Below are 18,596 nucleotides of genomic sequence, written 5' to 3'. Positions count from 1 at the left end.
CTGCCGGCGCTCGGCCTTCGACCGCGGGGCCTTCGGCCGCGGCTGCCGGTGTCCGACCGGCCGGCTCAGCGGGCCTTCAGCCGGCTGGGGAGACTTCCGGGCGGCGGTAGATTCCCTCGCTCCGGTGCAGATGGTGGAGGTCCACCAGGTAGCGCCGGAGCGTCACATGGTCGATGCCGTCGGCGTCCTCGCACCAAGCCCGCAGACGCTCGTTCACGACCCGCTCCGGGTATGCCACGCCCGGCTCGAAGGTCTGCTCGGCGATGTGCCGCAGCACCAGCTTCTTCCGGGTCCACTGTGCGGGCAGCCGTACCAGCCGCCCGTGCCGGACGAAGGTGTCCAGGACGGCGGCGTCCGGCCCGGTCCCGGCCCGGGGTGCGGGCCGCTCCCGCCGGGCCAGTTCACGGAACAGGCCGTAGGAGACGGCGAGCGCGCCCGCCGGACCGTCCGTCACCGCGCCCTGTTCGCGCAGCCGGAGCAGCGCCAGGGCCGTGTCCTTCGCGGACAGCCCGGCCGCCTCGGCGACCCGTTCGGGGGTGTCCGCGCCCAGGGCCACGGCGGCGAGGGCGCGCAGCCGGCGCTCCTCGGCCAGCAGCCCGATCAGCTGCCGGGCCCGCTCGCCCGTTCCGGTGCCGTCGTCGCCCGGGCCGGAACATGCCTCGGCGGCGGTGTCAGAGTCCGTGGTCATGACCGGAGGCTAGGCGGACCGCCCCACCGGACGCCTCCCAATTACCGCGTGCCGACGTACGCGCGCCGGGCGGGCGCCGGGCACCCATCGGCCCCCTGGTGCACTGCGGCCCCGGTGTCCCGCGCGCCCCGCCCCACGCCCCGCCCGGCTCCGCCGTCCGCTCGTCCCGTTGAACGGGTGATCCCCGGCAGGTCGGCCGTGACCAGCCCACTCCCGGGCCGTTGAACGGGGAGTGCGGCGGCTCGTCCTGCCGCCGTACCCCCCGAGCAAAAAGGAGAACCTGATGTCTCGCATCGCGAAGGCGGCCGCTGTCGCCCTCGGCACGGGTGCCGTGGTGATCGGCGGCGCCGGCCTCGCCCTGGCCGACGCGGGCGCCGAGGGCGGAGCCCTCAATTCGGCCGGCGTGCTGTCCGGGAACGCGGTCCAGGTTCCGGTGCACGTCCCCGTGAACGTGTGCGGGAACACGGTCGACGTCATCGGCGCGCTGAACCCGGCGTTCGGCAACGTCTGCGCGAACGGCGGCGACCACAAGGCGACCCCGGGCAACCCCGGCCCCGGCGCCTACGGCAACTGATCCGGCCGTACGCACCGCGAAGAGCCCCGGCGCCTCGAGCGCCGGGGCTCTTCCCGTGTCCGTGCTCCGCTCACGCGTACCGGTAGATCCCGCTCACGTCCTCGAGCTGGTCCGGCGTGACGTTCCAGGGCGGCAGCTTCTGGTGCCGGGCGACGATCCTGCCGTGCTGCCGGTCCCCCGCGGGGGGCGGACTCGCGGGCAGGTAGCGGTGGTTGCGGTGGGCGAGCTGCCACCGGTGCCACTGCATGTCGAGGAAGGCGTGGTGCAGCCAGAACACCGGGTCGTTGACGGACGCGCCGCCGAGCATCACTCCGCCGACCCAGCGGTGCACCCGGTTGTGGTTGCGCCAGGAGGCGCTGCCGCTGCCGGGCCCCCAGCCCTCCAGCTTGTTGCGGAATCCCGTGCCGGCCGTCGAGTCCCAGGGCCGGGCGTCGTAGACGGGGTCGTCGAGGGCCCACTGGAGCTGGCTCCTGGTGGGCAGCGCGATCGGATCGGCGGCCCGGCCCAGGTCGCGGGTGAGGAACTTGCCGTCCGTGATCCCCACCCTGATGGTCCAGTGCCCCGCCGTGTAGGCGAACGGGCCGGTCATCACCTGCCGGTCGGAGCGCCGCCCGTTGCCGCCGAGCACGTCCGACGTCCACGGCACGGAGGTCGCCGTGCGGTTCCGGGTCCAGTCCCAGTACGGCACGGTCACCGAGGAGTCCACCCGGCGCAGCGCGCGCTCCAGGTCCAGCAGGAACTGGCGGTGCCAGGGCAGGAAGGACGGGGCCATGTGGGCGGAGCGCAGCCCGGTCTCGCCGTCGGCGGCGTAGTGGTCGATGTGCATGCGCACGAACTCGTCGTACTCGCCGCGCCGTTTCAGCTCCAGCAGCGCGTTGACGAACCGGCGGCGCTCGGTTCGGGTGAGCGTGCTGACGTCCTTACGCACGTACGCCATGTCGGCCTCCCATGTGGTGCCCGGCCATCCCGCCGCCGACCGGGCCGGGGGCGAGGTCGCGCAGTTGCTGTCCGGGGCCGATCTCGTCCACCGCGGCCCGGGTCGCCTCCAGCGCGGTCGGGTACGAGGCGTAGTGGTCGACCATGCTGAGCCAGGTGCCGTCGGCCCGGCGCATGAGGTGCAGGGGGTGCCCGTCGATGGTCACCTCCCATTCGCCGTCGGCCCTGCGGCGCCCGGCGATCGGCACCAGGGCGCCCTGGATGCGGCGGCCCCGGTACGTCTCGTCGAAGGAGCTGCGCCCGGGGCCGGGTCCGGCCGGCAGGGGGCGGGAGGCGGCGACGACCGGGGCGAGCGCCAGGGCGGCCCCGGTGGCCAGCAACGCCCGGGCCGCCTCTCTGCGGGAGACTCTGCGACCGCCCGCCGCGACCTGCTGACTCGCCCCCACCGCGACGCCTCCGGCACCGACGACCATCTCTCACTCCTCGCTCGGGATCAGATGTCCGTATCGGTAACCGACGGGACCCGGGACGAGTCACCGGTGAGGGCCATCCGGCGGTACGCGGCGTGCGGAACCCGGGCGTGTGCCCCGGCTGTTCCGTCCGGGGAGGCCTCGGACGGGCGGGCGAGGTCTCGGCTGCGGGGCTTGAACGGACCGGCCGGGGCCTGCGGTGGTCAACCGCGCAGGCGGCGGGCCGGCAGGACGACGTGCGCCGCGGCCGTGAGGGTCTCCTCGGCGCCGGCGAACGCGGCCGGCGCGGCCGGGTCCAGCGCCCTGCCGGGCTCGCCCTCGGGCCAGGCACGGGTGGTGAGGACCAGGCAGGCGTAGCCGCGTGCGGCCACGGCGGCGGCGAGCCACTCCGGCGGGGCGGCCGCCTGCGCGACCGGCTGGGGCATGGTGACGACGGCCTGCCCCGCCTCGACGAGCAGGGTGACGGGGAGGCCTGGCCGGCCGGCGCCGTCGACCGGATCGCCGCCGACCGGCAGCCCGTTGCTCACCAGCAACCGCTCGACCGCGGCGGCCGTCGCCTCCGGGCCGCCCTCGGCGTCCCCGAGCGAGTAGCCCAGCAGGCCTCTCACCCCTTCGGCCCGGTGCCGGATGCCGCTCCGCACGATCGGGGGAGGCGGTGTCGAACGCGAGGGGGGCCGGTCGCGCGGAGGCCGGTCACACGAAAGGCCGGTCGCTCGGAGGCCGGTCGCACGAAAGGCCGGTCGCTCGGAGACCGGTCGCGCGGAGGGCCGGTCGCACGAAAGGCCGGTCGCTCGGAGACCGGTCGCGCGGAGGGCCGGTCCCGCGTGGTGCGGGACCGGCCCTCGCGAGGCCTCGCCGGTGCGTCAGCCCTGCAGGGGGACGCCGCCGAGCAGCGGGGCCTGCTGGTTCACGGTGGTGGTGGCGTCCTTGACCGAGTGCAGGACGGAGTCCTTGTTCTCGGTGCTGAGCGCGTCCGACTGGTGCTTGAGCGGCATCACGTCGTGCACGGTGAGGGGGTGGTGGGCGAGCGTGTCCACGGCGCCGTTGAGGCTGGTGGGCCTGAGGTCGGCCGAGTTCTGGGCGAACGCGGGCGCTGCGGCGCCGGCGAGGGCCAGGGAACCGGCAACGACGGCGGCGGCCTTGAGGGACTTCATCGTGTTCCTTCCTTCGGCAACTCACGTCACCCCGGGGAGATCTGACGCCGTGCCTAACGAGTCGCCGCCGGACCGGAAACCCCGCGAGGGAAAGGCATATGAGATGCCTTCGGGTCTGGGGAAGGGAAAGGCCTCGGCCGTCCTGCGCACGGGTGCGCAGGACGGCCGGGGCGGAGGCGGGGAAGCCGTCACCCGGTCGGCAGCGCCGGGACCGCCGGCAGGCTCGGCAGGGCGGGCAGACTGGGCAGGGCGGGCAGGCTGGGCAGGGCGGGCAGGGCCGCCGTGCTCGGCGTCGGGGTCCCGGTGCCGGGGAGGACCGGCTTGAGCAGGCCCAGCAGGCCGTTCACCACGCCGGTGGCGGCCGGCAGGACATCGTCGAGGGTGGAGACGACGGCCTTGACCAGGGCGTCGATCGCACCGGTCAGCGCGGCGAGCGCGTCGCCGGCGGCGTCCCGGGCGGTGGGCGCCGCCGTGCGGGCGGCGTCCTTCGCGGCCGGCTGAGCCGGCGCGGGTACGGGCAGGCCGAGGGTCTGGCTCATGGCGCCGTCCGCGGGCAGGGCGGGCGTGGCGGGAGCCGCGGGGCCGGTCGCCGTGGAGGGCGCCGCCGTGGGCGCGGCCGACATGGAGGGCGACGCGGCCGTGGACAGCGTCGGGTCCATCGAGGGCGCCGGGGTGTTCGCGGGGGCCGCGGGCGTCGCCGCGGTGGTGGGCGTGGCGGCGGTCGCGGCGGCGGCGGCCGCCTCGGTGACGGAGCGTTTGGCCGCCTCGCCGAGCCGGTGGGCCTCGCCGGGGGTCAGCCGGCCCTTCTGGAGCGACTGTTCGAGGAGTTCCCTGACCGGCGCGGGGACGGAGCCGGTGTCGCTCAGCGCCTTGATCCGGGCGAGCAGCGGTTCGGCGCCGGGGACGGCCGGACGGGAACCCGCCGGGGTGCGCTCCCGGGCCAGGTCGGTGGCGACGGCGGCGGAGCCGGCGATGCCGACCAGGAGGGCGGCGCAGAGGGCGGCGGACGCGAGACGCCGTGGGGGCAGCACACGCATGTGGGTTCCTTTCGGTGGGGCTGGGTCTCAGCCCACCGTTGAACCGCGGGTGGCGTACCGCAACCGCTCGGAGCCCGGGTGGAGCATCCGGGGGAGGCGGCACGTGCACCGGCCGCCCGTCCGTGCGTGACACACGGGCGGGCGGCCGGCGAAGGGGGTGCGTCTCGGCGTCAGTCGTTTTCGCAGCCGTTGCCGAAGGCGGGGTTCAGCAGGCCGATGACGTCCACGGTGTCGCCGCAGACGTTGACCGGCACGTGGATCGGGGCCTCGATGACGTTGCCCGACAGCACGCCCGGGGAGTTGGCGGCGAGGCCGTCCGCACCCGAGTCGGCGGCGGCCACGCCGACACCGCCGGCGACGGCCGCGACGGCGGCGGAGGTCAGAACCAGACCCTTCGCGATACGCGACATGGAGAAGTGCTCCTTGGGATCGACACAAACATCCGGGCGGGATGCCCAGCGCTGTGTCAACGCGTGGCAGCCACCGGGGTTCCGCCGCCAAAGGGGTGATGTGCACCGAAGTCCCCCTTCACGAATCCGACACACTTGTCCGGTTTCTTCCGATTAATCCGCATGCCCCATACAGTTGCTGCCCTCTCCGCGATGTTGCGGGAGAGGCACGGCGTGCCCCGCTCGCCGCCACGCAGGTGTGTTCGAAACCGGCCCGGCGCGGCGGCGCGGTGGTGACCAGCCGGGCCCCCGGCTCGTTGCTCATCGGGACGTGGCGTGGACCGGCGCACACCTCATGGCCGTGGATGCGCCGGCATCACACGCGTACCCACCCTCAGCCCCGATCGCCCCCCGTGAGCGAGGAACTCGAGAATGCATCAGCCGGCACCCGACCCTCGGCCGCGGGTTCTGCATCTCGCGCAACCCGTCGACGGCGGGGTCGCCCGTGTCGTGCTCGACCTGGCGCGGGCCCAACTGGCGTCCGGCGCACGGGTCACGGTCGGCTGCCCCGGCGGCGAGCTGGGCTCGGAGCTGCGCGGGACGGGTGCCGCCCTCCGCCAGTGGCGGGCCGAGCGGTCGCCGGGTCCCGGGCTGGCCGGCGAGGTACGGCGGCTGGCACGCCTGATCGAAGAGGTACGGCCCGAACTGGTGCACGCGCACAGCGCCAAGGCCGGGCTCGCCGCCCGGCTGGCGGTGCGCGGCCGCGTCCCGACCGTCTTCCAGCCGCACGCATGGTCGTTCGAAGCGGTCGGCGGAGTGACCGCCGGCCTCGCCCTGCGCTGGGAGCGCTGGGGCGCCCGGTGGGCCGACCGGGTGGTGTGCGTGAGCGAGGCAGAGCGCGCGACCGGAGTACGCGCCGGGGTGCACGCCTCGTACGCCGTCATCCCCAACGGCATCGACACCGCCCGCTTCTCCCCCGCGCCGGCGACGGCCGCGCCCGCCGCCCCCACCCGCGCCGCGCTCCTGCCGGACCTCGATCCGTCCGCACCGCTCGTCGTCTGCGTCGGGCGGCTGTGCCGGCAGAAGGGCCAGGACGTGCTGCTGCGCGCCTGGGAGCGGATCAGGAGCGCGGCGCCGGACGCCCGGCTGGTGCTGGTAGGCGACGGGCCCGACCGGGACGCGCTGCGCGCACGGGCGCACCCCTCGGTCCGTTTCGCGGGCGCCGTCGCCGACACCGTGCCCTGGTACCGGGCCGCCGACCTGGTGGTCCTGCCCTCGCGCTGGGAAGGCATGGCCCTCGCCCCGCTGGAGGCGCTGGCCTGCGGACGGCCCGTCGTGCTCACCGATGTCGACGGCGCCCGGGAGAGCCTGCCACCGGCCCTCGCGCCCCACTGTCTGGTGCCGGCGGCGGACCCCTCGGCGCTGGCCGGGGCCGTCACCGCGCTGCTCGCCGACGCATCCCTGCGTGCCGCCCTCGCGGACCAGGGGCGCCGGCACGTCCTGTCCACGCACGACGTGCGGCACACCGCCGAGCGGGTCGCGGACCTCTACCGCGAACTCCTCGGGCCCCGGCCACCCGTGTCCTTCGAGCGCAGGGAGTCCATCCACTCGTGACCGCGGAAAGTACCGTCCCCTCCACCGGCGGCCAGCCATGGGACCACGGACTCTCACCCCTGTCGGTGCTGCCGGCCCGCGCCGCCGGCGGGTCCCGGTTCCCGGTGCGCAGGCCGCCCGCGCGGCCCGCCTCGCCGCTGCCCCTGCTCGCCGCCGACGTGCTCGCCGCGTGCGCGGGCGCGCTCGCCCTTGAAGGCGCCGTCCACGGCCCGTTACTGGCCGCCGCGCTGGTGGCGGGCGCCATACTGCTGCGTCCGCGCGCGGTGCGACCGGTGCTCGGCGTGCTCGACGAACTGCCCGCCGTCTGCGGCCGGATCGCGGTCACCTGGCTCGCCCTGGCCGCGCTGCGGGCCGCCTACGACCCGGACCTGGCGCTGTCCGCACGCAGCCTGCTCCTCGGCTGGACGCTGCACGCGGCGGTGGCCTGCGCGGGGCGCGGCGCCGTGCACTGGCGGCGCCGTGCCGCCCTGGCCGGACACCCGCGCCCGGCGCTGGTCGTCGGCCCCGCGGCGACCGCCCAGCGGGTGGCCGCCGCGCTGCTGCGGCATCCGCGCTGCGGGGTGCGGCCGGTCGGCGTGGTCGCCGAACACCCCGAGGACCGGGGCGGACTGCCCGTGCTCACCACGGACGAGGAAGTGGGGCGCGCCCTCATCCAGAACGGCGTGGGCGTCGTCCTCACCGTGGCGCCGGCCGTGCGCACCGAGCGGGCGCCGCTGCTGCGGACGCTGCTCGAAGCGGGCTGCACGGTGTGGGAGGTGGACCCGGAGAGCCCGGCGCACGAGTCGCGCGACCAGCTCGCCGGGTTCGCCGTGCGCCGTCTGGACCCGGATGCGGGGCGGCGCGGGAGCCTCGGCAAGCGGCTGCTGGACCTGCTGGTGTCCGGGGCGCTGCTGGTACCGGTCTCCCCCGTGCTGCTGGTGTGCGCGGTGGTGCTCCGGCTCACCGACGGACCCGGGGTGCTGTTCCGGCAGGAGCGCATTGGCAAGGACGGGCGTCCCTTCACCCTGCTGAAGTTCCGCACCCACCGCCCGGTCGACCAGCACGAGTCGGCCACCCGCTGGAGCGTGGCGGGCGAGCGCGACATGAGCCGCTTCTGCCGCTTCCTGCGGCGGACCTCGCTGGACGAGCTGCCGCAGTTGTGGAACGTGTTCCGGGGCGACATGAGCCTGGTCGGACCGCGGCCCGAGCGGCCGTACTTCGTCTCCCTGTTCAGCCAGGCCCATCCCGGTTACGCGGCCCGCCACCGGATGCGGACCGGCATCACCGGGCTCGCGCAGATCAACGGCCTGCGCGGCGACACCTCCATCGAGGACCGGGCCCGCTTCGACAACGCCTACATCGACAACTGGTCGCTGTGGCAGGACGTCTGCATCATGCTGCGCACCGCGGTCGCGCTCGTGCGGTCGGCGGGGAGCTGACCGATGAGCCTCGCCCTGCCGCTCCACCGCTCGTTCAGGCCCTCGCCGGTGCTGTCCGTGGTGGCCGTGGTCGCGCTGCTGGCGCTGCCGGGCCAGCCCGGCAGCGAGGGCGGCGCCGGCCCGGCGGACGCCATGTCCGCGGTGGTCGTCGCGCACTGCGCCGTACGGCTCCTGCGGGAGCGCCGGCGCCCGCTGTCCCGCACCGCCGCCGTGGTGCTGGGGCTGCCGGTCGCCGGCCTCGCGTTCGCCGCGATGGGCGCGGTGTCGCCGAGCGCCGGGCTCACCGGCCTCGGCCGCTACCTGCAGATCTTCGTCCTCGTGCCCGCCGCCGTGCTCCTGCTGGTCCGCGACCGGCGCGACTTCCGGCTGCTGGCCTGGTCGCTGGTGGCGCTCGCGCTGTGGCAAGGGGCCCTCGGAGTGCAGCAGTACGTCACCGGCACGGGGGCGTCGTACGAGGGCGAGGACATCCGCGCGGTGGGCACCTTCGGCGCGTCGGACGTGATGGGCATGGCGACGGTGGTGTCCTTCGGGCTGGTCTGCGCGGTGGGCCTGGCGCTCGGCCGTGCCACGCGACGCGAGCGGTGGACCGCCGCCGCCTGCGCCCTGGCCCTGCTGCCGCCGCTCGCCCTGTCCTTCAGCCGGGGCGCCTGGATCGCCACCGTCGCGACCGTCACGGTCCAGCTCGTGCTGGCCGGGCCGCGCCGGGCGCTGCGGGTGGGGGCGGCCGCGGTGGCCGCGGGCGTCGTCCTGGTGGGCGGGTTCGGCGTGGGCACGGCGATGCTGCAGGAGCGGTTCGACAGCATCACCCAGGTCGCCGACGCGCCCGACCAGTCCGTCACCGACCGGTACACCATGTGGGCGGCGGCCACCGACATGTGGCGGGAACACCCGCTGACCGGCGTCGGCCTCAAGGGCTTCCCCGAGTACCGCGACGGCCACGCCTCGCTGGCGCTGTCCTCGGGCAGCGACACCGCGGGCGCGGGGGCGGCCTTCCGCCGCCAGCCGCTGCTGTCCCCGCACAACATGTACCTGCTGGTACTCGGCGAGCAGGGCCTCCTCGGGCTGCTGGGCCTGGCCGGCGGCTGGCTGGCCCTGCTGGTGTGCGCGCTGCGGAACCGCTGGCGGACCCGGCGCTCACGCGGGGGCCGGGAGTGCGCGCTGGTCGCCTGCGGGCTGCTGGTCTGGCAACTCGTCGACTTCGCCTACGCCGACATCGGCGGCCCCTCGACCGTGCTGACGGCGGTGTGCCTCGGCCTTGCGGCCTGGTGGGCGCTGTCCGGCACCGCCACGGAGCCGGGAGAGGCGGCCGTACGGTGACGGCGATCCCCTCCCGCGACCCACGGGACCCCCGAACGCCGGCCGGACCGGCGGCGAGCCCCGAACCCGGCGGGCGCGCGGCGGCGGCCGAACGCGCCGACGCGGAGCCGGTGGGCGGAGTGTCCCTGCCGGCCGCTCGGACGGCCGGAGAAGCCGACGCGACACCCGACACGACCGCCGGCACCCAGGGTGCGGAGGTCACGCCGGGTGCGGGGGTCACGTCCGGTGCGGAGGTCACGCCGGGTGGGGGTGCGAGGCTTGGCGCGGACGTCACGCCGGGTGCGGGGGTCACGTCCGGTGCGGAGGTCACGCCCCGTGCGGGCGCGAGGCTTGGCGCGGACGTCACGCCGGGTGCGGGGGTCACGTCCGGTGCGGAGGTCACGCCCCGTGCGGGTGCGAGGCTTGGCGCGGACGCCACGCCCACTGCGGGGGGCACGCCCAGTGCAGGCGCGAGAGTCACACCCAGTGCGGAGGTCACGCCCGGTGCGGGCGCGAGGCGTGGCGCGGACTTCACGCCCATTGCGGGGATCACGCCCAGTGCAGGCGCGAGGCCCGGCGCGGACGTCACGCCCAGTGCGGAAGTCACGCCTACTGAGGACGCGAGACCCGGTGAGGGCGCGGCCACGCCCCGGGCGGAAGCAGCCGCCGGTACGGGGGGCACGCCCCGCACCGGCGAGGACGCCCCGCCCATCCCCCGGTTCCTCGCGCGTGCCGCCCTGGTCACCGCCTCGCTCTCCATCGCCGGTTCTCTCCTCGGGCTGGTGCGGGACCAGTCGCTGGCGCGGTTGTTCGGGGCCGGGCGGGACACCGACGCCTTCCTGGTCGCCTGGACCGTGCCGGAGTTCGCGGCCACGCTGCTCATCGAGGAGGGGCTGGCGTTCGCGCTGATCCCGGCGTTCAGCGCCGCCCTGGCCAGGCGTGCGCAGGGCGCCCCCGGCGATCCCGTGCGGTCGCTGGTGGCCGGCAGCCTGCCCCGGCTGTCGCTGGCCTTCGCGGCGGTGGGCGCGCTGCTCGCCGCCGCCGCGCCGCAACTGGTGGGGGTGCTCGCGCCCGGGCTGCCCGACCCCGCGCTCGCCGTCGACTGCACCCGGCTCACCGCGACCTGCGTGCTGAGCTTCGGGCTCGCCGGGTACTGCAGCGCGGCGCTGCGGGCCCACGGCCGCTACCTGGCCCCGGCGGCGATCTACGTCGTGTACAACGCCGGCATCATCACCGCGATGTACGCGCTCGGCGGGCACTGGGGGGTGCGTTCGGCGGCGTTCGGGGTCGCGGCCGGCGGCTTCCTGATGGTGGCGGTGCAACTGCCGGACCTGGTCCGCCGGTTGCGCGACCGCCAGGTGACACGGGCCGTCTCAGGGGACGCCGCCGCCGTCCGGCCCGTGGACGTCACGCTGATGGCCACCGTGCTGCTGTTCGGGCTGTGCCGGCAGTCGCAGGTGCTCATCGAGCGGTTCCTCGCCTCGCAGCTGCCCGCCGGGGCCATCTCGCACCTGAACTACGCCCAGAAGGTCGCGCAGATCCCGATGATGCTGTCGATGATGCTGTGCACGGTCACCTTCCCGGTGGTGGCCCGGGCCCTCGCGGACGGCGACACCGAGCGGGCCCGTACGAGGGTGGAGCGCGATCTCGCGGTGGCCGCGGGCCTGGTGCTGCTCGGCGCCGCGGCCGTCCTCGCCTGCGCCCCGCAGCTCATCGGGTTCCTCTTCCAGGGCGGCGCGTTCACCGCCGCCGACACCGCGGCGACCGCGGACGTCATGCGGGTGTACGCGCTCGGCCTGCTCGGCCAGACCCTGACCGGCGTGCTGGTCCGTTCCTACTTCTCGGCGGGCCGCGCCACCTGGTACCCGCTCGCCGCCATGGCCGCCGGCATCGTCGTGACCTCCTGGATCGGCGCGGCCACCATCGGCGCCTGGGGCGTCACCGGCATCGCCGCCGCCAACGCCGCCGGGATCACCGTCACCGCCCTCCTGCTGCTGTCCGGGCTGGCCTCGCGCGCCGTGCCCGTGCGGGCCCGGGGCGTGCTGCGCGAGCTGAGCCGGCCGCTGGGGGCCGCCGCGGTGGCCGCCCCGGCCGGGGCGTTCGCCGCGAGCCTGCCCACCGCCCCGCTCGTCGGCCTGCTGGCCGGCGGCACCGCCGTGACCGTCGTGTTCGTCCTGCTCGGGCACGCCCTGGGCGCCCAGGGCTGCACCTTCGCCATCCGATTCGTCCGCACCCTCGCCGGAAGGCTCGCCCATGCCGTCCTCCGTTGAGTCGCCCCGGCGCACCGCCGCCGCGGGCCCTGGCCGTGTCCCGTGGATCGCCATGTACCACTCGGTCGGCGACCGCACCGACGACCCGTACCGGATCACCGTCACACCCGACCGGCTGGAGCGGCAGCTCCGCTGGCTCCGCGACCGGGGCCTGCGGGGGGTGTCGGTGCGCGAACTGCTCGCCGCCCGCGCCCGCGGCGAGGGGCGCGGCCTCGTCGGGCTCACCTTCGACGACGGCTACGCCGACTTCCTCACCGGCGCGGTCGACGTGCTGACCCGCTGGGACTGCACGGCCACCCTGTTCGCGCTGCCCGGCCGGCTCGGCGGCGACAACGCCTGGGACCCGATGGGCCCGCGCAAGCCGTTGCTGACCGCCGACGGGGTCCGGCGCGCGGCCCGGGCCGGCGTGGAGATCGGCTCGCACGGCCTGACCCACGTCGACCTGACCCGGGCCGACGACCTCACGCTCAAGGCCGAGACGGTCGAGAGCCGGGTCCTGCTCGAAGGGCTGACCGGTGCTCCGGTCACCGGCTTCTGCTATCCGTACGGCGCGGTCGACGCCCGCGCGGCCGAGGCCGTGCGGGAGGCCGGGTACGAGTACGCCTGCGCCATCGACCCCGGCGCGCTGACCGGCCCGTACGCCCTGCCCCGGGTGTACGTCGGGCAGCACGACACCGGTGTGCGCCTGTCGCTGAAGTACCGGCTGCACCGGCTGCGCCGCCGCCCGGTGGAGGGGCCGCGGTGAGGGCGCTGCACGTCATCACCGGGCTCGGGGTGGGCGGCGCCGAGCAGCAGTTGCGGCTGCTGCTGCGGCACCTGCCCGCGCGGTGCGACGTGGTGACGCTGACCAACCCCGGGCCGGTGGCCGACGGGCTGGCCGCCGACGGGGTGCGGGTGACGCACCTCGGCATGAGCGGCAACCGGGACGTGGCGGCGCTGCCCCGACTGGCCCGCGTCATCCGGCGCGGCCGCTACGACCTGGTGCACACCCACCTCTACCGGGCCTGCCTGTACGGCCGGATCGCCGCCCGGATCGCCGGGGTGCGCGCGGTCGTCGCCACCGAGCACTCCCTCGGCGACTCGCAGATGGAGGGCCGGCCGCTCACGGCGGGGGTGCGCGCGCTGTACCTGGCCGGCGAGCGGCTGGGCCGGACCACCGTCGCGGTCTCCCCCACGGTCGCCGACCGGCTCACCCGGTGGGGCGTGCCCCGGCCGCGCATCGCGGTGGTGCCCAACGGGGTCGACCTCGACGGCTTCCGCTTCGACCCGGAGCGGCGGCGGCTCACCCGCGCCCGGCTCGGGCTGCCGGACGACGCGTTCGTCGTCGGCGGCATCGGCCGGCTGGCCCCCGGCAAGCGCTTCGACGTCCTGATCCGGGCCCTCGCCCTGCTCCCGGACGACTGCAGGCTGCTGCTGGTCGGCGGCGGCCCGGAGGAGGCCGCCCTGCGCCGGGCCGCCGAGCGGGCCGGCGTCGCCGGCCGGGTGCTGTTCACCGGTGAGCGGCCCTACGCCCCGGACGGCTCGCCCGGTCCCGAACTGCCCGCGCTGACCTCGGCGATGGACGTGCTCGCCGCGCCGTCCCCGGAGGAGGCCTTCGGGCTGGCCGTCGTCGAGGCGCTGGCGGCCGGGCTGCCGGTGCGCTACGCCTCCTGCCCGGCCGTCGAGGACCTGCCCCCCGAGGCCGCCCCGGACGCGCTGCGCGTCATTGGCGGCGCCGACGCCTACGCCCGCGCGCTCGCCGGGGTGCGCGCCGCCGGGCCCGGCCCCCGCACCGCCCCCGAAGCGCCCCGCCACTACTGCATCACCCGCAGCGCCGCCCGGCTGATGGACGTCTACACGGCGGCGCTCGCCGGCACGTTCCCCAGGTCCCGATTCCCCGAGGAAGTCAGCTCGCCATGACCGAGAATCCCACCCGGCACTCCCGCCCGGCCCGCTTCAGGCGCCTGCGCGCGCTTCCGCCCTGGTCGCTGGTGGCGGCCGGCGTCCTCACGGGCGGGCTGCTGGGCGGCGCGTACGGCGTGCTGAAGCCGCCGGTGTACACGGCCACCAGCTACGTCATCGCCGTACCCACCGAGAGTTCCGACTCCGCCGCCGCGGTCGGCTTCGCCCAGGCCTACGGCCGGGTCGCCACCGACCTCGCGGTGCTCGGCGACGCGCAGGTGTGGGCCGGGGTGCCGGTGAACACCCTGCGCGCGAGTGTGCGCACGGCCACCTCGCCGGACGCCCCGATGGTGTCCGTCTCCGCCACCTCGGGCCGCCCGGCCAAGGCCGCCGACATGGCCAACGCGGTGGCCCGCTCCCTCGCCCAGCACGCCAACGCCACCAAGGCCGACACCCATGTCGAGCTGGTGCAGTTCTCCCGGGCCCCGCGGCCGACCGCGCCCACCTCGGCCTCGCCCGTGGTCACGGGCCTGGTCGGGACCAGCGCGGGCGGGCTGCTCGGCGCCCTGGTGCTGCTGGTGCGGCCGCGCCGCAGGCCCGAGGACGAGGCCGAGGCCGAGCTCCGCCCGGCGTCGGTGCCCGGCCCGGCCGTCGCCTCCGACGCCCACGGCCAGCTGTGACGGCCCTCTGCCCGGCGGTCCGGGCCCACACCACCGACCTCGTCACCGACGCGGCCGCCTTCGCCGCGCTGGCCCCGGCCTGGGGGCGGCTGTACGAGCGGTGCGCCGCCGCGACCCCGTTCCAGCACCACGCCTGGCTGCACTCGTGGTGGCGTTCGTACGGCGCACCGGGCCGGCTCCGGGTGCTGGTGGTGCGCCGCGGTGACGAACTGGTCGGGGCGGCGCCGCTGATGCTGGTGCACCGTCCGCTGCCCGCGCTGGTGCCGCTGGGCGGGGCGATCTCCGACTACGGGGACGTGCTGCTGGACGACGCCGACGACGGGCGCGCGGCGGACGCCCTCGCCGACGCCCTGTGGGACGCGGCCCGTACCGCCCTGGTCGACTTCCGCGAGGTACGGCCCGGTGGCGCGGTGGAGCGGGTCTACGACCGCTGGCGCGGGCCGCGCCGTACGGTCCGCGACTCGCTGTGCCTGGAACTGCCCGCCGTTCCGCTGGCCGAGCTGGCCGCCCGGCTGCCCACGAAGCGGGCCCAGCGGGTCCGCGCGCAACAGCGCCGGCACGCGTCGCTGGGCGTGGAGCGGCACGTGGCCGGTCCCGACGAGGCGGCCGCCGCGCTGCGCCGGATGCTGGAGCTGCACCGGCTGCAGTGGCAGGAGCGCAAGGTGACGGCGGAGCACATGCTGCCCCGGTTCCGTGAGCACCTGGTGCGCGCGGTGCCGGAGCTGGTCCGCTCCGGGAACGCGGTCGTCACCGAGTTCCGGATCGGCGACGACGTGGTCGCCGTCGACCTGACGCTGTGCTCCCGCAGCCTGGCCGGCGGGTACCTGTACGGAGCGCACCCGCGGCTGCGGGAGAGCAAGGCGGATGTGGCCGTGATGCTGCTGGACGCCTGCAGCGAGCAGGCCGCGCGCACCGGCGGCGCGGACGGGGGCGGCACGCTGAGTCTGCTGCGCGGGAACGAGCCGTACAAGATGCACTGGCGGCCCGAACCGGTCGCCAACCAGCGGCTGCTGATGGCCAGGCGGCGGACCGCGCCGCTGCTGTCGGCCACGCTGTTCGGCGCGGCCGCCCGGCAGCGGGGCGGCAGGGTGCTGCGCCGGTGGCGGGAGCAGCCGTCGGGCTGACTCCGGGGTCCGCCGGCCGCCGCGTCACCGGTCGAGGTCGAGGCAGAACTTCCGGCCGAGCCAGTACTGCAGCCAGTCCGCCGGGTCCGGGGCCGGGCAGTCGTCGGCCGGCGCGGGCGCGGTGGACTTCGTGGGCCTCGGGGCCGGCGTGGACACCGTCGGCGCCGGCGCGGCGGGCTGCTCGCCTCGGCCGTACAGGAAGGACCGGTAGACCTGCGACGAGCGGGGGTTCTGCGCGCACTGCCACACGCCGTGCGGGCAGTAGTCCGTGAGGGTGTTGTACACCGGCCTGTGTTCCTCGATCCAGGCCAGCATGCCCCGCATGTAGTCGGTGTCGTCGCCGTTGCGGAAGAGCCCCCACTCCGGGTAGGAGACGGGCTTGTTGTGGGCCTTGGCGAAGTCGACGTGCTGCCGCAGTCCGTAGGGCTCCTTCACCTGTTCGGCGAACGAGAGCCCGGCCGGCTGGTCGTAGGCGTCCATGCCGATGATGTCGACGGTGTCGTCCCCGGGGTAGCACTCGGTCCAGGGGACGGCGTCCCGGCCGCGGCTCGGGGTGAAGTCGAAGCGGAACCGCTGGCCCGGCACCGACCGCATGGTCCTGACGATGCGCTTCCAGTACGTCTTCCAGGCCGCCGGGTCCGGTCCGCAGCGGTGGGTGTAGGTGATGCCGTTCATCTCCCAGCCGAGGACCACCACGGTGTCGGGCACCCTCTGCTCCACCAGCCGCTCGGCCAGCGTGCGGAAGTGCTGGTCGAACTCCCCGGCCGCCCCCTGCCGGAGCAGCTGGCGCACCTGGTCGTCGGAGACGTTCTCCTCGTTGTGCTCCTGCATCGGCACGTTGAGCACGAGCGTGCGGTCCGGCTTCGCCAGCCGCCACGCCGCCCACGCGTCCAGGAAGCCGGGCGGGCCCTCGATGTCTCTCCAGGTGCCGCCGGGGAGGTAGGTGTGGCCGACCTTCACCTCGGTGCCGCCCAGCCAGCGGCGCAGCCCCGCCATACGGGTCACCCCGAGCGGCCCCGAGTCGAGGAAGGCGCCGAACGGAGCGAGCCCGGCGGTCCCCTTCGTGGCCTGGGGCGAGGCGGAGGCCGGGGGCTTCGCGGGCGCGGAGGCCGCGGGTGGAGAGGTCGTGGACGGGGAGGCCGTGGGCGCCGGTGGCGCCGGTGCGGGGGTCGCCGGGTGCTGGACCGGCCCCGCGGCCAGGACCGCCGCGACGGTGGTCCCGGCCGCGATGAGCGTCAGCCGGTACCGGGCCCTTCGCCGCTGTGGAGCCATGCCGGGATCCTCCCTCTCCCGCACGCCCGCCTGCTCGCCCGGCGGTTCCTGTTACTGACACCCAGTCATACGAACACCGGCTCCGCCAACGCGGTTACGGCTTACAGGTGGCCGCGCCCCCCGTACGGCCGAACAGGCGGGGTGCCGGGCCCGGGGCGCCGGCACCCGGCACCTCAGCGGCGGGACGCGGTGCGGCGGCCCCGGCGGTAGAGCACGGTTCCGGCCACGATCAGCGCGGCGCTCGCCGCCGAGGTCGCGATCATGGCCTGGGCGTTGCCGCCGGTGTGCGGCATGTGGGGTCTGCCCCCGTGATGGTGGTGGTGATGGTGCCCGCCGCCGTAGGACGGGGAGTCGTCATCGCCGTAGGAGGGCTTCTGCGAGTGGTCCTCGTCCCCGTAGGACGGCTTCTGCGAGTGGTCCTCGTCGCCGTAGGAGGGCTTCGGCGTGGGCTCGTCGTCCCCGTAGGAGGGCTTCGGCGTGGGCTCGTCGTCCCCGTACGAAGGCTTCGGGCTGGGCTCGTCGTCGCCGTAGGAGGGCTTCTGCGAGTGGTCCTCGTCCCCGTAGGACGGCTTGGGTGTGGGCTCGTCGTCCCCGTACGAAGGCTTCGGGCTGGGCTCGTCGTCGCCGTAGGAGGGCTTCTGCGAGTGGTCCTCGTCCCCGTAGGACGGCGGAGCCGAGTGCTCCTCCTTTCCGTACGAGGGCGCGGTCGAGTGCTCCTCCTTTCCGTACGAGGGCGCGGTCGAGTGCTCCTCGTCGCCGTACGAGGGCTCATGGCCGGGCTTCTCCTCGCCGTACGAGGACTCGGAGGAGTGCTCCTCGTCGCCGTACGAGGGCGCCTGGGTGGGCTCCTCCTTCCCGTACGAGGACCCGGTCGGGTGCTCCTCCTCCTTCGAGGGGCCCTCGGCCTTGTCCTCCTCACCGTACGAGGACTGAGGCGAATCGTTTCCCTTGCTCTGCGAGGAGGCCGGGGTCACGTCGTCGCTGTAGTCGGGCTCGTCCTGCGGGTCCGCGTTCGCGGCGCCCTGGCCCTTGTCGCCGTCCGAGCCGGACTCGTGGCCGCCGGCGCAGGAGCCGCCGGAAGCGGGGTTCAGCGCGGCGGTGCCGTTCGCCGAGTCGCCGCAGGCGTCCGCCGGGGCGTCCGCCGGGGTCTGGACGGTGTTGCCTGACACCATCCCGGACGATTGCCGTGCGGCGCCGTGCGCGTCCGAGTCGGCGAGTGCCAGGCCGCCGTACAAGGACAGCATGCCCGTCGCGGCGGCCGCCACGAGAATGCCCTTGCTGAGGGTCTGTCGCAATGTCGTCGTCTTCCTGCTCGTAGAAATGGGAAGGCCGGCCCCGGAACGAGAAAGAGGTCCGGGGCCGGCCACGACACAGCCGGTGGGCTGGAGCGTCGGGTTACCGCTCTCAGTCGTTCTCGCACTTGTTGCCGAGCGCCGGGTTCAGCGCCCCGATGACGTTCACGGTGTTGCCGCAGACGTTGACCGGAACGTGCACCGGCACCTGCACGACGTTGCCCGAGATGACGCCGGGCGAGTTGGCGGCGGCGCCCTCCGCGCCGGAGTCCGCGAAGGCGGGAACCGCCCCGCCCAGAGCCAGGATCGCACCGGTGAGGACAGCAGCGCTCTTCTTCATGAAACATTCCCTTCTCTGCGGTCATGCCCTTTTGACGACCGAGACCCAGCGAGCGGCTTCAGCCGAGCGAGCGCATCTTCAACGGCTCGCACCATGACCGGCAGTTGTAAAACGAGGAATAGACAGCGGAAGAAACTACGGAACGCATACCACCCGTCAAT

19 protein-coding genes are annotated in these 18,596 nt (G+C 75.4%); 9 read left to right on the top strand and 10 right to left on the bottom strand.

Going from position 1 to position 18,596, the window contains the following annotated elements; genetic code table 11:
* Positions 1-76: 76 nt before the first annotated feature.
* Complete coding sequence (locus tag ACFYU0_RS09830) at positions 77-688, bottom strand: DUF2087 domain-containing protein (RefSeq protein WP_389299287.1); 612 nt, start codon at positions 686-688, stop codon at positions 77-79.
* Positions 689-971: 283 nt separating this feature from the next.
* On the opposite strand from ACFYU0_RS09830, the gene ACFYU0_RS09825 reads away from it, so the two are divergent.
* Positions 972-1,262, top strand: coding sequence for a chaplin (locus ACFYU0_RS09825; RefSeq protein WP_351659057.1), 291 nt, complete (start codon positions 972-974; stop codon positions 1,260-1,262).
* A 70-nt stretch (positions 1,263-1,332) separates the two neighbouring features.
* On the opposite strand, the gene ACFYU0_RS09820 is transcribed toward ACFYU0_RS09825, so the two are convergent.
* The 6 genes from ACFYU0_RS09820 to ACFYU0_RS09795 all read right to left on the bottom strand — a co-directional run bounded on the left by ACFYU0_RS09820 (position 1,333) and on the right by ACFYU0_RS09795 (position 5,269).
* Positions 1,333-2,199 carry a tyrosinase family protein gene (locus ACFYU0_RS09820; protein WP_389299284.1) on the bottom strand — a complete coding sequence of 289 codons (867 nt, stop codon included), beginning with the start codon at positions 2,197-2,199 and terminating at the stop codon, positions 1,333-1,335.
* Complete coding sequence (locus ACFYU0_RS09815) at positions 2,183-2,671, bottom strand: tyrosinase family oxidase copper chaperone (RefSeq protein WP_351659051.1); 489 nt, start codon at positions 2,669-2,671, stop codon at positions 2,183-2,185. Before ACFYU0_RS09815 ends, ACFYU0_RS09820 begins: the two co-directional genes overlap by 17 nt.
* Positions 2,672-2,871: 200 nt before the next feature.
* Positions 2,872-3,276, bottom strand: coding sequence for a DUF5949 family protein (locus ACFYU0_RS09810; protein WP_389299281.1), 405 nt, complete (start codon positions 3,274-3,276; stop codon positions 2,872-2,874).
* A 255-nt stretch (positions 3,277-3,531) separates the two neighbouring features.
* Positions 3,532-3,822, bottom strand: a complete 291-nt coding sequence (locus tag ACFYU0_RS09805) for a hypothetical protein (RefSeq protein ID WP_351659046.1) — start codon at positions 3,820-3,822, stop codon at positions 3,532-3,534.
* A gap of 188 nt (positions 3,823-4,010) precedes the next feature.
* A complete protein-coding gene (locus ACFYU0_RS09800) occupies positions 4,011-4,859 on the bottom strand; it encodes a hypothetical protein (RefSeq protein ID WP_389299279.1) in 849 nt (282 codons plus the stop codon).
* Between the two features lie 170 nt (positions 4,860-5,029).
* Entirely contained in the window at positions 5,030-5,269 is a 240-nt protein-coding gene (locus tag ACFYU0_RS09795; RefSeq protein ID WP_351659041.1) for a chaplin, read from the bottom strand.
* Between the two features lie 411 nt (positions 5,270-5,680).
* Here ACFYU0_RS09795 and ACFYU0_RS09790 point away from each other — a divergent pair, with 411 nt between their 5' ends.
* The 8 genes from ACFYU0_RS09790 to ACFYU0_RS09755 all read left to right on the top strand — a co-directional run bounded on the left by ACFYU0_RS09790 (position 5,681) and on the right by ACFYU0_RS09755 (position 15,531).
* The gene (locus ACFYU0_RS09790) at positions 5,681-6,862 is read left to right on the top strand and encodes a glycosyltransferase family 4 protein (protein WP_389299276.1); all 1,182 of its coding nucleotides are present in this window, start codon (positions 5,681-5,683) and stop codon (positions 6,860-6,862) included.
* Positions 6,859-8,280: a sugar transferase gene (locus ACFYU0_RS09785; protein ID WP_389299274.1), complete on the top strand. Its 1,422-nt coding sequence runs from the start codon at positions 6,859-6,861 to the stop codon at positions 8,278-8,280. The genes ACFYU0_RS09790 and ACFYU0_RS09785 overlap by 4 nt, the downstream gene beginning before the upstream one ends.
* 3 nt (positions 8,281-8,283) lie before the next feature.
* Positions 8,284-9,597 carry an O-antigen ligase family protein gene (locus tag ACFYU0_RS09780; protein WP_389299271.1) on the top strand — a complete coding sequence of 438 codons (1,314 nt, stop codon included), beginning with the start codon at positions 8,284-8,286 and terminating at the stop codon, positions 9,595-9,597.
* Between the two features lie 527 nt (positions 9,598-10,124).
* The gene (gene murJ, locus ACFYU0_RS09775) at positions 10,125-11,846 is read left to right on the top strand and encodes a murein biosynthesis integral membrane protein MurJ (protein WP_389299924.1); all 1,722 of its coding nucleotides are present in this window, start codon (positions 10,125-10,127) and stop codon (positions 11,844-11,846) included.
* A complete protein-coding gene (locus ACFYU0_RS09770; RefSeq protein WP_389299268.1) occupies positions 11,830-12,591 on the top strand; it encodes a polysaccharide deacetylase family protein in 762 nt (253 codons plus the stop codon). Before murJ ends, ACFYU0_RS09770 begins: the two co-directional genes overlap by 17 nt.
* On the top strand, positions 12,588-13,745 hold the full coding sequence (locus tag ACFYU0_RS09765) for a glycosyltransferase (protein WP_389299265.1): 1,158 nt from the start codon (positions 12,588-12,590) through the stop codon (positions 13,743-13,745). Before ACFYU0_RS09770 ends, ACFYU0_RS09765 begins: the two co-directional genes overlap by 4 nt.
* The gene (locus tag ACFYU0_RS09760; RefSeq protein WP_389299262.1) at positions 13,742-14,407 is read left to right on the top strand and encodes a lipopolysaccharide biosynthesis protein; all 666 of its coding nucleotides are present in this window, start codon (positions 13,742-13,744) and stop codon (positions 14,405-14,407) included. The genes ACFYU0_RS09765 and ACFYU0_RS09760 overlap by 4 nt, the downstream gene beginning before the upstream one ends.
* On the top strand, positions 14,404-15,531 hold the full coding sequence (locus ACFYU0_RS09755) for a GNAT family N-acetyltransferase (protein WP_351659021.1): 1,128 nt from the start codon (positions 14,404-14,406) through the stop codon (positions 15,529-15,531). The genes ACFYU0_RS09760 and ACFYU0_RS09755 overlap by 4 nt, the downstream gene beginning before the upstream one ends.
* Before the next feature lie 24 nt (positions 15,532-15,555).
* Here the strand turns inward: ACFYU0_RS09755 and ACFYU0_RS09750 are convergent, their stop codons facing one another.
* The 3 genes from ACFYU0_RS09750 to ACFYU0_RS09740 all read right to left on the bottom strand — a co-directional run bounded on the left by ACFYU0_RS09750 (position 15,556) and on the right by ACFYU0_RS09740 (position 18,435).
* Positions 15,556-16,803 (bottom strand): glycosyl hydrolase, encoded by a 1,248-nt coding sequence (locus tag ACFYU0_RS09750; protein WP_351659018.1) that lies wholly within the window; start codon positions 16,801-16,803, stop codon positions 15,556-15,558.
* A gap of 173 nt (positions 16,804-16,976) precedes the next feature.
* On the bottom strand, positions 16,977-18,098 hold the full coding sequence (locus tag ACFYU0_RS09745; RefSeq protein ID WP_389299259.1) for a chaplin family protein: 1,122 nt from the start codon (positions 18,096-18,098) through the stop codon (positions 16,977-16,979).
* 109 nt (positions 18,099-18,207) lie between these two features.
* Positions 18,208-18,435, bottom strand: a complete 228-nt coding sequence (locus ACFYU0_RS09740; RefSeq protein ID WP_351659011.1) for a chaplin — start codon at positions 18,433-18,435, stop codon at positions 18,208-18,210.
* Positions 18,436-18,596 lie beyond the last annotated feature (161 nt).

Source organism: Streptomyces sp. NPDC003720 (assembly GCF_042875075.1).
GTDB lineage: Bacteria > Actinomycetota > Actinomycetes > Streptomycetales > Streptomycetaceae > Streptomyces.
The sequence above is the reverse complement of the archived record's forward strand: the minus strand, read 5'-3'. Positions and strand labels throughout refer to the sequence as shown.

What these genes read in the sequence shown, in the direction of transcription:
- ACFYU0_RS09795 (WP_351659041.1), bottom strand. Translation starts at nt 5,269, where the DNA reads ATGTCGCGTATCGCGAAGGGTCTGGTTCTGACCTCCGCCGCCGTCGCG.
- ACFYU0_RS09825 (WP_351659057.1), top strand. Translation starts at nt 972, where the DNA reads ATGTCTCGCATCGCGAAGGCGGCCGCTGTCGCCCTCGGCACGGGTGCC.
- ACFYU0_RS09740 (WP_351659011.1), bottom strand. Translation starts at nt 18,435, where the DNA reads ATGAAGAAGAGCGCTGCTGTCCTCACCGGTGCGATCCTGGCTCTGGGC.
- ACFYU0_RS09770 (WP_389299268.1), top strand. Translation starts at nt 11,830, where the DNA reads ATGCCGTCCTCCGTTGAGTCGCCCCGGCGCACCGCCGCCGCGGGCCCT.
- ACFYU0_RS09820 (WP_389299284.1), bottom strand. Translation starts at nt 2,199, where the DNA reads ATGGCGTACGTGCGTAAGGACGTCAGCACGCTCACCCGAACCGAGCGC.
- ACFYU0_RS09760 (WP_389299262.1), top strand. Translation starts at nt 13,742, where the DNA reads ATGACCGAGAATCCCACCCGGCACTCCCGCCCGGCCCGCTTCAGGCGC.
- ACFYU0_RS09830 (WP_389299287.1), bottom strand. Translation starts at nt 688, where the DNA reads ATGACCACGGACTCTGACACCGCCGCCGAGGCATGTTCCGGCCCGGGC.
- ACFYU0_RS09800 (WP_389299279.1), bottom strand. Translation starts at nt 4,859, where the DNA reads ATGCGTGTGCTGCCCCCACGGCGTCTCGCGTCCGCCGCCCTCTGCGCC.
- ACFYU0_RS09780 (WP_389299271.1), top strand. Translation starts at nt 8,284, where the DNA reads ATGAGCCTCGCCCTGCCGCTCCACCGCTCGTTCAGGCCCTCGCCGGTG.
- ACFYU0_RS09750 (WP_351659018.1), bottom strand. Translation starts at nt 16,803, where the DNA reads ATGGCTCCACAGCGGCGAAGGGCCCGGTACCGGCTGACGCTCATCGCG.
- ACFYU0_RS09790 (WP_389299276.1), top strand. Translation starts at nt 5,681, where the DNA reads ATGCATCAGCCGGCACCCGACCCTCGGCCGCGGGTTCTGCATCTCGCG.
- ACFYU0_RS09815 (WP_351659051.1), bottom strand. Translation starts at nt 2,671, where the DNA reads ATGGTCGTCGGTGCCGGAGGCGTCGCGGTGGGGGCGAGTCAGCAGGTC.
- ACFYU0_RS09805 (WP_351659046.1), bottom strand. Translation starts at nt 3,822, where the DNA reads ATGAAGTCCCTCAAGGCCGCCGCCGTCGTTGCCGGTTCCCTGGCCCTC.